Origin of the sequence: Buchnera aphidicola (Aphis nerii) (assembly GCF_005083105.1) — a bacterium.
Lineage (GTDB): Bacteria > Pseudomonadota > Gammaproteobacteria > Enterobacterales > Enterobacteriaceae > Buchnera > Buchnera aphidicola_AS.
Window position 1 is genome coordinate 150,527 of the sequence record NZ_CP034885.1, and the last position, 16,248, is coordinate 166,774.

Below are 16,248 nucleotides of genomic sequence, written 5' to 3' on the forward strand. Positions count from 1 at the left end.
ATTAATTACTGAGTTTTGTTTGATTAAGTAATTTTATAAAATGATCAAATAAATAGGATGCATCATGTGGACCAGGGCTAGCTTCTGGATGCCCTTGAAAGCTAAAAGCTAGTTTATCAGTGAGAGATAATCCTTGTAGAGTACCATCAAAAAGTGAAGTATGTGTTATAGAAATATTATTTGGCATCTCTTTTGTATCAACAGTAAAACTATGATTTTGTGACGTAATAATGACACGATTTGTTTTGAGTTCTCTTACTGGATGATTACCTCCATGGTGACCGAATTTCATTTTAATAATATTAGCTCCACTAGCTAATGCGAGTAGTTGATGTCCTAAACATATGCCAAACATTGGAATATTAGCTTTTAAAAAATCTTGAATAGATTTAATTGCATAATGACACGGTCTTGGATCACCTGGTCCATTAGATAAAAAAATTCCGTCAGGAGATAAATTTAATACTGTTTTTGAACTTGTTTTAGCAGGTACTATAGTTAAATAACATCCTCGATCTACTAACATACGTAATATATTTCGTTTGACACCAAAATCATATACAATAATATGGAATATATTTTTTTTTTCAGAACATGTTTTTTTTTTGTTAATGTTAAAACTACCCTGATTCCAATGATAAATATTTTTAGTAGTTACTTTTTTAGCTAAATCTAATCCTTGTAAACTTAAGCAATTTTTAGCTTTTTCATGTGCTATAATATAGTTTTCTTTTTTATTTTCTATAATACACCCATTTTGTGATCCCTTTGTTCGTAAAATTCTTGTTAATTTTCTTGTATCAATATCAGATATTGCGATAATATTATTTTCTTTTAAATAATCAGAAAAGCTTTTTTCACTACGAAAATTACTCGATATAGGAGACATGTCACGAATGATTAAACCTCTTATGTGGACTTTAGAGGATTCTTCATCATTTTTATTCGTACCAATGTTTCCAATATGAGGATGAGTTAGTGTTACAATTTGATGTGAGTAAGAAGGATCAGTGATTATTTCTTGGTATCCAGTAATTGATGTGTTAAAAACAACTTCTCCTACAGTTGTTCCTTTAGCTCCAATAGAACGTCCATGAAATCTAGTGCCATCTTCTAAAACTAATACTGCTTCTTGTCCCAAAACATCCTCCAAAAAATTTTTTTAATATTGATTGAGTTACAAATAATAAGTAAAATATTTTGAAAAATTAAATTTTAACTAAAATTAATATTTTTGTCTATTTATCGTGATAAATATTTTATACATTTTAGTTTTAAAAGTTTATTTTTTAAAAAATATAAAATTAATATAATTATTCTCAAAATACACGATTTATAACATGTTTTTTAACAAATCTTTCATAGTAAATAATCCTTTATTTTTCGAAACAACCCAAATAGCTGATTGAATCGCGCCTTTTGCAAAAGATTTTCTATTGAAAGCTGTATGAGTAATATTAATTTCTTCTTCAGAATTTGTAAATATTACAGAGTGTTTCCCAATAATATTTCCTGATCTTATACTAGAAAATCCAATTTTTTTTGGTTCTCTAATTTTTGTAAATCCTTTTTTATGATATAAAGAACTTTTATTTAAATCCCATTTCATAATTTTTGATATAGTTTCTCCAATTGTTATTGCAGTTCCTGAAGGAATATCAATTTTATTACGATGATGAAATTCTATAATATCAATATCAGAATTATTTCCTAAAATTTTAGTAGTTTTTTTAACTAATTCACAAAGCAAATTTACACCTATACTGAAATTTGATGCTGCTAAAATAGCAATATTTTTTGAATATAATTCGATGGTTTTTATTTCTGTATTTGAAAATCCAGTAGTGCCAATAATTATTTTTTTTTGAAATGTATTACAATATTCTAAATATTTTAATGTTGCACTGGGACATGTAAAATCAATTAAAACATCAAAATCATTTTTATTAATATTTAAATGATCCTTAATAAGAACTCCTATATTTCCTATTCCGATTTCTTTTCCAATATCACAATTAATTAATGGATGATGTTTTTTTACTATAGCTGCAGTTAGACAAGTATTTTTGTTTTTTTGTATTTCTTTAACTAACATTTGCCCCATTCGACCTAAAGGGCCAGTAATTGCAATACGAGTTATTTTTTTATTCATATTTTTCAACTTGATAAAAATGTTAAATGTTTAGGTATATTAAAATTTATTTTTTCTTCAGTTCCTAAAACTTCCTTCGTTTTTTTAGCTCCTATTTTTTGTAAATATTTAATTACTTGTGTTACTAAAAATTCTGGTGCAGATGCTCCTGCTGTAATACCAATATATTTTATATTTTTTATCCAATTTACTTGAATATCTTGAAATGATTCAATTTGTTTAGTACATACTCCAGTTTCTTCTCCTATTTCAGCAAGACGATTAGAATTTGAAGAATTTTTAGATCCTATAACAAATATCATATCAACTATTTTTGATAATTTAATAACTGCATTTTGTCGATTAGTTGTTGCATAACATATATCTTCTTTTTTAGGACCAGAAATGTGTGGGAATTTGTTTTTTAAAGATTCAATAATAGCTTTAGTATATGTAATAGATAATGTTGTTTGTGTGAAGTAATTTAATTTTTTACTGTTTTTTTCAATTGATAGTTTATCGACATCTTCTATTGATTCAATAAGATGTATTTTACCATTTTTATTGTTATATTGTCCTATTGTTCCGATTACTTCAGGGTGTCCTTTATGACCAATAAAAATAGTTTCTATGTTTTTTTTGCTTGCTTTTTCAACTTCCTTGTGTACCTTTGTAACTAAAGGGCAAGTTGCATTTAAAATTATTAATTGTTTTTTTATAGCTTTTTTTTCGGTTTTTTTTGAAACCCCATGAGCAGAAAAAACTACTATTGAATTGTTTGGAATATCTGAAATTTTTTCAACAAAAACAACTCCTTTTTTACGTAATTGTTGTATAACATATTGATTATGTACTAATTCATGTTTAACATAAATAGTTTTTTTATAAATTTTTAATGCATTTTCAACAATTAAAATAGCTCTTTTAACACCTGCACAAAAACCTCTTGGATTAGCTAATAAAATATCCACTTATGTGAAGCCTCAAAAAAAATTTATATTAAAGTAATATATTTTATTGTAAAATTTTTAAAAAAATAATAAATTTATTGTTTTTTAATAATTTTATATGTATTTTTTATATATATAACTACTCCAATAAAAATACTACAATCAGATATATTGAATGTGGCAAAATGCCAATTATCAATGTGTATATCAATGAAATCTATAACAAATCCATAGTAAATACGATCAATTAAGTTCCCCATGGCTCCTGCAATAATAAGGCAATAAGCTAATTTTTTATCTCTTTTGTTTGATTTCAAAATTTTTTTAAATATTATTAATATAATAATTATACTTAATATTGACAAAAAAAATCTATTCCATAAATTTTCATTTGATAAAATGCTAAAAGCAACTCCATAATTATGTACATGAAATAAATTTAATACTGATACAATTTTTTTTGTTTCATATAAGTTTAAATTATTAAAAACTAAATATTTAGAAAGAATATCTAACATTAAAAAAAATATTGTGATTAAAAAATATTTTTTATGCATTTGTTTCATATAAAAATTCGTTTTTCACCGTCACCTTGTGTATTGGAAATGCAACGTGTACAAATATTGTAGGTCTGTTTATTGGTAATAGGAATATTATAATGCCAACATCTTTCACATTTTTTATCCTGACTTTTTTCTAAAGATATTTTGCATTTAGAAAATAAAAAACTTTGTTTGATATTTTTTGGCGCTTTTTCATAATCTTCAACTACAACATAAGATGTTAAAAATATAAATTTTAATTCCTTTCCTAAGACATCTAATTTTTCTTTTATTTCAGGTTTTACATATAATATAATAGATGCTTCTAATGAATTTTTTATTTTGTTATTTTTTATTTCTTTTTCTATAAATTTATTTATTTCATTTTTAATTTCTATTAATTGATTCCAAAATTGATGATTAAATAAATCATTATTTAATTTAAATAATTTATTAAACCATTCTTCTGTAAATACATATTTTGAATTTTTTCCAGGTAAATATTCCCATATTTCATTAGCAGTAAATGATAATATAGGTGATATCCATCTAACAAGTGCATGAAGTATATAATATATTGCTGTTTGACAACTTCTTCTTTCTAAACTGTTTTTTTGTAAAGTGTATTGTCTATCTTTTATAACATCTAGATAAAAAGATCCCATTTCAATAGAACAAAAATGCATTAATCGTTGTATTACACCATGGAAGTTGTACTTATTATAAAGTAGAATAATCTCTTCTTGTAGTATTTTTGTATGTGAAACAGCCCATTGATCTAAATAAATCATTTTTTCTTTTGGAATAATATTTTTGTTTGGATCGAAATCATTAATATTAGCTAACATAAAACGTGCTGTATTTCTTATTCTTCGATAGATATCTGATGTTCTTTTTAAGATTTCTTCAGAAATAGTAATATCATTAGAATAATTTGAGGAAGCAACCCAAAGTCTTAAAATATCTGCACCTAGCGTATTTATTATGTCGTTAGGACTAATAGTATTACCTATAGATTTAGACATTTTTTGTCCTTTCCCATCTACTACAAAACCATGTGTTAAAACTTCAGAATAAGGTGCTTTTTGGTTAATTAACATAGATATCATTAACGATGACATAAACCAACCTCTATGTTGATCAGAACCTTCTAAGAACATATCTGCATGATTTTTCATATTTTTATTATTTTTATATTTTATTGATCTATGAGTGCTTCCTGATTCAAACCATACATCTAATATATCAAAATTTTGATTATATAAATTAAATTCTTCACCTAATATTTCTTTTAAATTGATATTCCACCATGCTTGAATACCTTCTAATTTTACTTTTTTAATAATTTTTTTCATTATTAAAGAATTTTTAGGATGTATTTGATTTGTTTTTTTATTTATAAAAACAGATATTGGTACTCCCCATTGTCTTTGTCTTGAAATACACCAATCAGGTCTGTTTTTAATCATTTCTTCAATTTTCGATTTTCCCCATTTAGGGATCCAAGAAACTTTTTTAATTTCTTTAATAGTATTAAAACGCAAATGATTTTTATTAATATTAATAAACCATTGTGGAGTTGCTCGAAATATAATAGGATATTTATGTCTCCAGCAATGCGGATAGCTATGATTTAATAATGCATGATGTAATAAACAATTATTATCAATTAATAATTGAATAATTATTTGATTAGCTCTGAAAATATTAATACCATCTAATTTTGGGTGTATATTTTTTTTAAAATTACCTTTTTCATTAATCAAGTTTATTGTATTAATATTGTATTTTTGACAAACAATATAATCATCTTCTCCATGATCTGGAGATGTATGAATTGCACCTGTTCCTGCTTCAGGAGTTACATGTGTTCCTAAGATTACAGGTAATAAAATATTTTTTAAAAATGGATGTGAAAATTTTATACCTTCTAATTTTTTACCTTCAGTAGAAAATAAACACTTCCAATTTTTTATTTTTAAATGATTAACAGTATTTTTTACAAGTTCTTTGGCTATAATTAAATTATATTTTTTGGTTTCAATAAGATCATACTTAAAATCCGGATGAATTGTGATAGCTTGACTAGATGGTAAAGTCCATGGAGTAGTTGTCCAAATAGGCAGATATGTTTCTTTATTATTTAATATATAAGTATTAAAAATTTTTTTTAAATTTTCATCATTACTTTTCATTGCAACGAAAATAGCGTCTGATTTTTTATTAAAATATTCGATTTCTGCATCAGATAAAGATGATTGACATTTTAAACACCAATGTACCGGTTTAAAATCTCTATATAAATATTTTTTTTCAATAATTTTAGAAAGTGTTTTTATTATATTTGCTTCGTTTTTATAATCCATTGTAAGATGGGAATTTTCCCAATCTCCAATTACACCTAATCTAATAAAATCTTTTTTTTGTTTTTTTACTTGATTTTTTGCATATGTTCGACATTTTTCTTGAAATGTTGAAGTATTTATTGTTGTTTTAAGAATTCCAAGTTTTTCTTCAACTTTTTGCTCAATAGGTAGTCCATGACAATCCCATGATGGTATATAAGGTGCATCAAAACCAGATAAATTTTTTGATTTAATGATTATATCTTTTAATATTTTGTTTACGGCGTGTCCAATATGAATATTACCATTTGCATATGGAGGGCCATCGTGCAGAAAAAATATTTTTTTGTTTTCTTTATTTTTTCTAATCATCTTATAAAGATTATTTTCATGCCAATTTTTTAAGATTTTAGGTTCTTTTTCAGTTAAATTAGCTCTCATAGAAAATTTTGTTTTAGGTAAATTTAAAGTTTTTTTGTAATCATGCATAATTTTATCTTTATTGTTTAAGTTCACAATGAAAATTTCTAAAATATTTTTTAGAAGTTTCAATATCTTTAGCAATTTGTTTTTTTAATCTTGGTATTGATGAAAAAAAATGTTCATTTCTTATTTTTTTATGTAAAAAAACTTCTATTTTTTTATGATATAAATTGATATTTATATCAAATAAATGTACTTCAAGAATTTTATTTTTTGAATTTTGAATATAACTGGGTTTTATGCCTATATTACATATTCCAAAATACGTTTTTTTATAATTAACTGTAACAGCATATACACCCTTATTAATAGAAATATTTTTATGTAATTTTATATTAGCTGTGGGATAACCTAGTGTTCTTCCTATTTGATCACCATAAACAACACGGCCAAATATACTAAATGGTCTTCCAAGTAATAATTTTGCTAATTTAACATTATTTTCTAATAAATATTTTCTAATGTTAGTACTACTAACTTTAATATTATTTTTATATACTGACTTAATAGTGAGAACATTAAATTTATATTTTTTACTAGCTTCTTTTAGAAGTAAAACATTTCCATTTTTTTTACAACCAAACTTGAAATCTTCACCAATAATAATAAATTTTATATTTAATTTATCAATTAATATTTTAATAATAAAATCTTCTGCAGTAAGATTTGAAAAAAAATTGTTAAATTTAATACATAAAACTATATCAATTTTGTGTAATTGAATATATTTTATTTTTTCACGAAATTTCGTAATTCTTTTAGGAGGGTTTTGGCTCTTTAAAAATTCCAATGGTTGTGGTTCAAATAAAATTATTATTGTTGGTATTTTGTTTGTTTTACCTATTTTATATAATGTATAAAGTAATTTTTGATGTCCTAAATGTACTCCATCAAAATTTCCTATGCTTACTGCCGAATTAGAATTTATTTTCTTTAGATTATGAATGCCTCGTATAATCCTCATTATTAAATTAACCTGATTAAATAAAGTAAAAATATATCATAAAATTTATTAATAATAACAGTTGTTTTATAAGGTATAATATTAATATAATCTATTATCTTTGCTACTGATTTTTATTTTTTTTTGTACTATATTTTTTATACTTTATCATTTTAAATATCTAGGAGTCAAAATTGGCAAATATTAAATCATCTAAAAAAGATTCAATAGTATCTGAACAACGTCGCAAAAAAAATACAAGTCAACGTTCGAAAGTTCGTACTTTTATTAAAAAAGTTCGATTAGCTATTGTTTCTAAAGATAAAAGTAAAGCGGAAGACGCTTTTAAAAGTATGCAACCTATTATTGATAAATATGCAACTAAGGGTTTAATACATAAAAATAAAGCTGCAAGGCATAAATCTATTTTATTATCACAAATTAAAAAATTAATTTTAAATTAGTTTTTTTATATAGTATTGCCTCTAAAAGAAGCAATACTTTATAGTATTTTATTTTGTTAAATCGTCAAAAAATCTTTTTACTCCATCGAAAAATCTTTTGGAACGAGGTGTATTTTTTTCACCTTTAAAACCGTTTAAACTTTTTCCTAATTCATTTAAAAGATATTTTTGTTGTTCATTAAGATTTACTGGCGTTTCTACTACTACGCGACATAATAAGTCACCTTGTTTCCTGTTTTGAACTGACTTTACACCTCGGCCTTTAATACGAAAAAGTTTTCCTGATTGTGTTTCAGATGGTATTTTTAATTTAACACGACCATCTAATGTTGGAACTTCGATTTCTCCTCCTAATGCTGCCATAGTGAAGTTAATTGGTACTTCACAGTAAAGATTGTTTTCCTCTCTTTCAAAAATAAGATGTTTACTGACAGTAATTTGCACATAAAGATCACCTGATTGTGCACCATTGATACCAGCTTCTCCCTCATTATTTAATCGAATGCGATCATTAGTGTCTACACCAGGTGGAATTTTTACCGATAATATTTTATTAGTTTTAATTCTTCCTTGTCCTTTACATATATTGCATGGATCTTTGATTATAGTTCCTTGTTCATTGCATGTAGGACAAGATTGTTGAACTGTAAAAAATCCTTTTCTCATATGTATTTGACCTCTTCCATGGCAAGTAGTGCAATGCTGAGGTTTACTTCCTTTTCTAGCTCCAGTTCCATAACAATTTTGGCATTTTTGAAATGTTGGAATACGTATTTCTTTTATTGTTCCTTTTACAGCTTCTTCCAATGAAATATCCATATTATAGCATAAATCAGCTCCTTTTTTTACCCTTTGATTCCTATTTCCGCCGAAAATATCTCCGAAAACATCTCCAAAAATATCACCAAAATCTGTAGAACTAGTAAAAGTACTGTAAGTTGTATTTTGATTATGACCATTTTCAAAAGCTGCATGCCCATATTGATCATATGCATTTCTTTTTTCTTGATTAATTAAAACTTCATAAGCTTCTTTTATTTCTTTAAATTTATTTTCAGCATTTTTATCACCTTGATTTCTATCAGGATGATATTTCATTGCTAATTTTTTATAAGCTTTTTTAATTTCACGTTCTTCAGCTGATTTAGAGACTCCTAAAATTTGATAGTAATCTTTTTTTCCCATTATTACTCTTCCTGCTTTTAAAATAATTACACGGGCGTAGATATTTTTCTACGCCCGTGCTAGTTTTTAGACGGTTATAATTATTTTTTAGGATCTTTTATTTCTTCAAATTCTGCATCTACAACATTTTCATCTTTTTTTGATGTAGATGTTTTATTTTCATTATTTATATTTTCTTCTGACTGTTTTTGATTAATTTCAGTTAGCTTAGATGAAATTTTTAAGAGATTTTGTATGTTTTTTTCGATTTCAGATTTACTTTCTCCTTTTAATGATTGTTCTAATTCATCTATAGCTGATTGTATTGTGTTTTGATCTTCAACTTTAATTTTTGTTTTGTTTTCATTTAGTTGTTTTTTTGTACTATGAATTAGTTGGTCACCTTGATTACGTATTTGAATTAATTCTTCAAATTTACGATCTGCTTCAGAGTTTGCTTCTGCATCATTGATCATTTTTTTAATTTCTGATTCATTTAGTCCAGACGAGGCTTTAATAGTAATTTTTTGTTCTTTACCAGTTTTTTTATCTTTTGCTGAAACATGTAATATCCCATCGGAATCAATATCAAATGTTACTTCGATTTGAGCTGTTCCTCTAGGTGCAGGTTCAATGCCATCTAAGTTAAATTGACCCAAAGACTTATTGTCTGAAGCTCTTTTTCTTTCACCCTGTAGTACATGTATTGTTACTGCTGATTGATTATCTTCTGCTGTTGAAAAAACTTGACTATGTTTTGTAGGAATTGTAGTGTTTTTGTTAATAAGTGCTGTCATTACACCACCCATAGTTTCAATTCCCAAGGATAATGGAGTTACATCAAGAAGTAAAACATCTTTAACATCACCTGAAAGAACGCCTCCTTGAACTGCAGCTCCAACTGCTACTGCTTCATCTGGATTAACATCTTTTCTAGGTTCTTTTCCAAAAAAATCAGCTACTTTAGATTGAACCATAGGCATTCTTGTTTGACCACCTACTAATATTACATCATGAATATCTGAAATTGATAAGCCTGCATCTTTCAATGCTACTTTCAGTGGTTCAATAGATCTTAATACTAAATCTTCTACTAAAGATTCAAGTTTTGAACGAGTAACTTTAATGTTTAAATGTTTTGGACCATTAGAATCTGCTGTGATATATGGTAAATTTACGTCTGTTTGCTGTGCTGATGATAGCTCAATTTTAGCTTTTTCTGCAGATTCCTTTAGTCTTTGCATCGCTAGTGAATCATTTCGTAAATCAATACCTTGCTCTTTTTTGAATTCATTTACTAAATAATTAATTAGTCTACTATCAAAATCTTCTCCTCCAAGATGTGTATCACCATTGGTTGCAAGTACTTCAAATGTTTTTTCTTTATCTACATCATCTATTTCAATAATTGATATGTCAAAAGTTCCACCACCTAAATCATAAACAGCGATGGTTCGATTTCCTTTGCCTTTATCTAAACCATATGCAAGTGCTGCAGCTGTAGGTTCATTTATGATTCTCTTAACTTCTAAACCAGCAATTCTACCTGCATCTTTAGTCGCTTGTCGTTGAGCATCATTAAAATAAGCAGGTACTGTAATTACAGCTTCATTTATTGATTCTCCTAAATAATCTTCTGCAGTTTTTTTCATTTTTTTTAAAACTTCTGCAGAAATTTGAGGAGGAGCCATTTTTTTTCTTTTTACATCAATCCACGCATCTCCATTTTCAGAATTAATGATATTATATGGCATAATTTTTATATCACGTTGCACTTCTTCATCTTTAAATTTCCGACCAATTAAACGTTTTATAGCAAATAAAGTATTTTTTGGGTTTGTAATAGCCTGACGTTTAGCAGGTTGTCCTACTAATACTTCACCTTCTTGAGTATATGCAATGATTGAAGGCGTAGTACGATCTCCTTCTGCATTTTCTAAAACACGAGGTTTGTTGCCGTCCATAATAGCAACACAAGAGTTGGTTGTTCCCAAGTCGATACCAATAATTTTACCCATTGTATTTCTCCTATTTTTGATAAATTGGGTGTTCAACCTTTATGTAACCATTTTTTTGGCTTGAATTAGCGACATAGGATTGTATTTTCATATTTATCTATCAGTGTTGTGATTATTAGATGGGGTCTTTTTTTAAGTCATCAAGGTCTGAGTCTAAAAAAAATGAGTTTTTCAATTTTCTGATTAAATCGAATATAATTTTGTTTGCTAAACATAATTTATTATTTTACATTTTTGATGTATATTGAATTTTGGTACTTTTATAAAATTACTTATTGAACCTTTATAATGTTAATCTTATTTATTGTATTAATTTAAAATAGTTTTTGAGGTTATCTGATGTTAATGGTGAATATATTTGATAATAAAGAATATTTATCTTTTTTTTGTTTTATATTTTTTTCTTTGTTTTTTTGTGTTTTTATGTTGTTTTTAAGTTCATTATTAGGAGGTAAATCATTATCAAGATATAAACATACTCCGTTTGAATCAGGTATAGCACCAGTAGGAGATACACATTTACATTTTTCTGTTAAGTTTTATTTAGTTGCTATGTTTTTTGTAATATTTGATATGGAAGCTCTTTATTTATACGTGTGGTCTGTTAGCATAGTTGAAACAGGTTGGACAGGATTTATTGAAGCTTTTATATTTATTTTATTTCTTTTGTTATCATTGTTTTATTTGGTTCGCATTAAAGCATTAAATTGGACACATAAATAAAATATTTAAATTCATTATATTTAGGATATAATTTGATGAAATATAAAATGAATTATACTTTAACTAGAGCTGAAACAAAAAAATCTGATAAAAAATATCCCAAAGAAGTTACTCATCTTTCAACAGATCCAGTAAAAAATTATTTAAAAAAAAATATTTTTTTAGGTAAAATTAATCAGTTACTTAATAAATTAGTAAATTGGGGACGAAAAAATTCTCTTTGGCCTTATAATTTTGGATTATCTTGTTGTTATGTAGAAATGGTCACTGCTTTTACCTCTACACATGATATAGCTCGTTTTGGTTCTGAAGTATTAAGGGCGTCTCCAAGACAAGCTGATGTTATGGTAATTGCAGGTACACCTTTTATTAAAATGGCTCCTATTATTCAAAGATTATATGACCAAATGTTAGAACCTAAATGGGTAATTTCTATGGGTGCATGTGCTAATTCTGGGGGAATGTATGACATTTATTCTGTAGTTCAAGGAGTAGATAAATTTTTACCAGTAGATATTTATATTCCTGGTTGCCCACCTAGGCCAGAAGCATATATACATGCTTTAACATTATTACAAAATTCAATTAATGAAGAAAGAAGACCACTATCTTGGGTAGTCGGAGAACAAGGTATATATAGAAAAAAAATGCTTTCAGAAAAGGTAAAAAAAAGAAGTAAAAGAATTTCCATTGTTAATCTTCCAACATCAGAAAAAATTTAATCTTTTAATATTTAAAATAATATCTTATTTAAAAATGATAAAAATTTAAAAAATATTTAATTTTTTAAAATCAATTACAATGAGAAATCCATGATAGATGAAAAAAGTAGTGTTTTAAATAAAAATATTGAGAAAGATAATTTAAATGATTTGGTTTTTAAAAAACTATTTAATAATTTTGGAAAAGATTTTTGTATTGTTCAAAAAACTAAAACTGGTTTTCCAATAATTTGGTTAAATAAAAATTTATTATTACAAGTTATTAAATGTTTATTTAATTCATCTTATTCTTATAATATGCTTTTTGATTTGCATGGTGTTGATGAACGTTTTCGATTACATAGAGAAAACTTGCCTCATGCAGATTTTTCAGTTTTTTATCATTTAATATCTATTAAATATAACATTGATTTTATGATAAAAGTACCCTTATTAGAAAAAGATTTAATTTTATCAACGTGTACTAATTTATTTCCTAATGCTAATTGGTATGAAAGAGAAACATGGGAAATGTTTGGTATTGTTTTTAAGAATCATCCAAATTTAACTCGTATTATTATGCCGCATACATGGAAAGGACATCCATTAAGAAAAGATTTTCCAGCAAGAGCTACTGAATTTAAAGCTTTTTTCTTAAATGAAGAAAAAGAAGATTTAGAAATGGATAGTCTAATATTTAAGCCTGAATTATGGGGAATGAAGCGAAAAAATGAAAATGTGGATTTTATGTTTCTAAATTTAGGTCCTAATCATCCTTCTGCTCATGGTGCTTTTAGAATTGTTTTGCAGTTAGATGGTGAAAATATTGTTGATTGTGTCCCTGATATAGGATATCACCATCGGGGAGCAGAAAAAATGGCAGAACGTCAATCTTGGCATAGTTATATTCCATATACAGATAGAATTGAATATTTAGGTGGTTGTGTTAATGAAATGCCTTATATTTTAGCAATAGAAAAATTAGCTAATATTACGGTTCCAGAAAAAGTAGAAGTTATTCGAGTAATGTTATCTGAATTATTTCGTATTAATAGTCATTTATTATATATTTCTACTTTTATCCAGGATGTTGGATGTATGACACCTGTTTTTTTTGCTTTTACGGATCGTCAAAAAATTTATGATTTAATTGAAGCAATAACTGGAGCAAGAATGCATCCTGCTTGGTTTCGTATTGGCGGAGTAGCTAATGATCTTCCAAAAGGATGGGATACTTTATTAAAGAATTTTCTTAAATGGATGCCTAAAAGGTTAAAATATTATATAGATGTAGCTTTAAAAAATACTATTTTAATTAATCGTTCTAAAGGGATTGCTAAATATTCTCAAAAAGAAGCTTTAGAATGGGGTATAACAGGAGCTGGTTTACGTGCTACAGGTTTAGATTTTGACGTAAGAAAATGGAGACCATATTCTGGCTATCAAAATTATACTTTTGAAATACCAATTGGTAATGGAACAAGTGATTGCTATTCTAGAGTAATGATCAAAGTAGAAGAAATTTATCAAAGTCTCTCAATTTTAAAACAATGTTTAAATAATATGCCTGAGGGTCCTTTTAAAGCTGATCATCCATTGACTACACCTCCTCCTAAAGAAAACGTACTTAAAGACATTGATAGTATGATTACTCATTTTTTACAGGTATCATGGGGTCCAGTGATTCCAAACAATGAAAGTTTTCAAATGATTGAAGCAACTAAAGGTATTAATAGCTATTATTTAATTAGTGATGGAGGTACTATGAGTTATAGAACAAGAATACGTACGCCTAGTTTTGCACATTTACAGCAAATACCTTCAGTAATTCGTGGAAGTTTAATATCCGATTTAATTGTGTATTTAGGCAGTATAGATTTTGTTATGTCAGACGTGGATAGATAATTATGAAGAAAAAAAAAAACAATTACGAGAAATTTCTACGACATTTATATTAAGTTCCTTTGAAATTGATGAAATAGAAAAGCAAAAAAAATATTATGAAAATTATAGAGCAATTATAATAGAAGCATTGAAAATTGTTCAGAAAAAACGTGGTTGGGTGCCTGATTCTGCTATTGTTGAAATTGCAAAAATACTTAATATAAGTTCAAGTGATATAGAAAGTGTAGCAACTTTTTATAGTCAAATTTATCGACAACCTGTAGGACGTAATATAATTCGTTATTGTGATAGCGTAGTTTGTTATTTAATGGGTTATCAAAAAATTAAAAAAGTATTAGAAAATCACTTATCAATTAAGAAAGGTGATACTACTTTAGATAAACGATTTACATTATTGCCAGTTTGTTGTTTAGGTAACTGTGACAAAAGCCCGACTATAATGATCAATGAAGATTTATATTCTAAATTAACTCCAGAATCTACAATAAATTTACTGGAATCGTATAAATGAATAAAAAAAATATTCGTATTGAAGAGACTCACCCACTGACATGGAGAATACGAAATGATAAAAAAACTGTTTGGATCGAAGAATATTCTAATAAAAATGGTTATGTTGCTTTTAAAAAAGCAATACATGAAATAACTCCAAAAAATATTGTTAATTTAATTAAAGAATCTGGTTTAAAAGGAAGAGGAGGTGCTGGTTTTTCTACTGGGTTAAAATGGAGTTTAATGCCAGATATTATTAATCATAAAGAACATCGTTATTTACTATGTAATGCAGATGAGATGGAACCAGGTACTTATAAAGATAGATTTTTAATAGAGCAGTTGCCTCACCAGTTAATTGAAGGAATATTATTGTCTGCTTTTGCAATACAAGCTACTCGTGGTTATATTTTTTTGCGAGGAGAATATATTCAAGGTGAACATATTTTAAAAAAAGCTATACAAGAAGCAATCAATTTTGGTTATATTGGTTTAAATATTCTCAATAGTGGTTTTAGTTTCGATCTGTTTTTACATACTGGAGCTGGTCGTTATATTTGTGGCGAGGAAACTGCTTTGATTAATTCATTAGAAGGTCGAAGAGCGAATCCTAGATCTAAACCTCCGTTTCCTGCAACTTTTGGATTATGGGGAAAACCTACTTGTGTGAATAATGTTGAAACTTTATCTAATATTCCATCAATTATATTAAATGGTGTTGATTGGTATAAAAATTTATCTAAAAGTTCTGATGCTGGTACTAAATTAATGGGTTTTTCAGGAAGAGTTAATAATCCTGGTGTTTGGGAATTTCCTTTTGGTATCACTGCTCGTGAGATTCTAGAAGATTATGCGCTTGGCATGAAATCAGGTTATTCTTTAAAAGCATGGCAACCAGGTGGTGCAGGTACAGATTTTCTAACTGCAAAACACTTAGATTTATCTATGGATTTTAATACTATTTCAAAAGCAGGTAGTCGTTTAGGAACAGGATTAGCTATGGCAGTTGACAATCAAATTAATATGGTTTCATTAGTCTATAATATAGAAAAATTTTTTGCTCGAGAATCATGTGGATTATGTACACCTTGTAGAGATGGATTACCTTGGATTGTTAAAATATTACATAGTTTAAAAAACAAAAAAGGTCAAATTAATGACATAAAAAATTTAGAGCAATTATGTTTTTCTTTAAGTCCAGGAAAAACATTTTGTGCACATGCACCAGGAGCAATTGAACCGTTACAAAGTGCTATGAAGTATTTTCGTTCAGAATTTGAAGATGGAATTGATATAAAACAATCAAATTTAAATAAAAATATTATCGGGATTCAATCTAATAAATTTAACTTAAATCTTTAATTTTAAATTTATTCTTAAAAAGTTT

General features: G+C 26.6%; 14 protein-coding genes. 6 read left to right on the forward strand and 8 right to left on the reverse strand.

What is annotated here, in order from left to right; all coding sequences use genetic code 11:
* Nucleotide 1: 1 nt before the first annotated feature.
* The 6 genes from carA to ribF form a co-directional block, all read right to left on the reverse strand.
* Complete coding sequence (carA, locus tag D9V64_RS00735; protein ID WP_410051766.1) at nt 2-1,141, reverse strand: glutamine-hydrolyzing carbamoyl-phosphate synthase small subunit; 1,140 nt, start codon at nt 1,139-1,141, stop codon at nt 2-4.
* A gap of 192 nt (nt 1,142-1,333) precedes the next feature.
* Nucleotides 1,334-2,152: a 4-hydroxy-tetrahydrodipicolinate reductase gene (gene dapB, locus D9V64_RS00740; RefSeq protein WP_158366352.1), complete on the reverse strand. Its 819-nt coding sequence runs from the start codon at nt 2,150-2,152 to the stop codon at nt 1,334-1,336.
* A 5-nt stretch (nt 2,153-2,157) separates the two neighbouring features.
* Nucleotides 2,158-3,102: a 4-hydroxy-3-methylbut-2-enyl diphosphate reductase gene (gene ispH, locus D9V64_RS00745; protein ID WP_158366354.1), complete on the reverse strand. Its 945-nt coding sequence runs from the start codon at nt 3,100-3,102 to the stop codon at nt 2,158-2,160.
* Between the two features lie 74 nt (nt 3,103-3,176).
* Entirely contained in the window at nt 3,177-3,647 is a 471-nt protein-coding gene (lspA, locus tag D9V64_RS00750) for a signal peptidase II (protein ID WP_158366356.1), read from the reverse strand.
* The gene (gene ileS, locus D9V64_RS00755) at nt 3,644-6,457 is read right to left on the reverse strand and encodes an isoleucine--tRNA ligase (RefSeq protein ID WP_158367251.1); all 2,814 of its coding nucleotides are present in this window, start codon (nt 6,455-6,457) and stop codon (nt 3,644-3,646) included. Before ileS ends, lspA begins: the two co-directional genes overlap by 4 nt.
* Before the next feature lie 10 nt (nt 6,458-6,467).
* A complete protein-coding gene (ribF, locus tag D9V64_RS00760; RefSeq protein ID WP_158366358.1) occupies nt 6,468-7,415 on the reverse strand; it encodes a bifunctional riboflavin kinase/FAD synthetase in 948 nt (315 codons plus the stop codon).
* Between the two features lie 173 nt (nt 7,416-7,588).
* On the opposite strand from ribF, the gene rpsT reads away from it, so the two are divergent.
* Complete coding sequence (rpsT, locus tag D9V64_RS00765) at nt 7,589-7,858, forward strand: 30S ribosomal protein S20 (protein ID WP_158366360.1); 270 nt, start codon at nt 7,589-7,591, stop codon at nt 7,856-7,858.
* A 48-nt stretch (nt 7,859-7,906) separates the two neighbouring features.
* On the opposite strand, the gene dnaJ is transcribed toward rpsT, so the two are convergent.
* Nucleotides 7,907-9,043 (reverse strand): molecular chaperone DnaJ, encoded by a 1,137-nt coding sequence (gene dnaJ, locus D9V64_RS00770; RefSeq protein WP_158366362.1) that lies wholly within the window; start codon nt 9,041-9,043, stop codon nt 7,907-7,909.
* Between the two features lie 80 nt (nt 9,044-9,123).
* The gene (dnaK, locus tag D9V64_RS00775) at nt 9,124-11,040 is read right to left on the reverse strand and encodes a molecular chaperone DnaK (protein WP_158366364.1); all 1,917 of its coding nucleotides are present in this window, start codon (nt 11,038-11,040) and stop codon (nt 9,124-9,126) included.
* A 345-nt stretch (nt 11,041-11,385) separates the two neighbouring features.
* Here dnaK and ndhC point away from each other — a divergent pair, with 345 nt between their 5' ends.
* The 5 genes from ndhC (at nt 11,386) to nuoF (ending at nt 16,223) form a co-directional block, all read left to right on the forward strand.
* Nucleotides 11,386-11,763, forward strand: a complete 378-nt coding sequence (ndhC, locus tag D9V64_RS00780) for an NADH-quinone oxidoreductase subunit A (RefSeq protein ID WP_158367254.1) — start codon at nt 11,386-11,388, stop codon at nt 11,761-11,763.
* A gap of 47 nt (nt 11,764-11,810) precedes the next feature.
* Complete coding sequence (locus tag D9V64_RS00785; RefSeq protein WP_158367257.1) at nt 11,811-12,485, forward strand: NADH-quinone oxidoreductase subunit B; 675 nt, start codon at nt 11,811-11,813, stop codon at nt 12,483-12,485.
* 90 nt (nt 12,486-12,575) lie between these two features.
* The gene (gene nuoC / locus D9V64_RS00790; RefSeq protein WP_158366366.1) at nt 12,576-14,369 is read left to right on the forward strand and encodes an NADH-quinone oxidoreductase subunit C/D; all 1,794 of its coding nucleotides are present in this window, start codon (nt 12,576-12,578) and stop codon (nt 14,367-14,369) included.
* A gap of 31 nt (nt 14,370-14,400) precedes the next feature.
* The gene (gene nuoE, locus D9V64_RS00795; RefSeq protein ID WP_158367260.1) at nt 14,401-14,880 is read left to right on the forward strand and encodes an NADH-quinone oxidoreductase subunit NuoE; all 480 of its coding nucleotides are present in this window, start codon (nt 14,401-14,403) and stop codon (nt 14,878-14,880) included.
* On the forward strand, nt 14,877-16,223 hold the full coding sequence (nuoF, locus tag D9V64_RS00800; RefSeq protein ID WP_158366369.1) for an NADH-quinone oxidoreductase subunit NuoF: 1,347 nt from the start codon (nt 14,877-14,879) through the stop codon (nt 16,221-16,223). Before nuoE ends, nuoF begins: the two co-directional genes overlap by 4 nt.
* Nucleotides 16,224-16,248 lie beyond the last annotated feature (25 nt).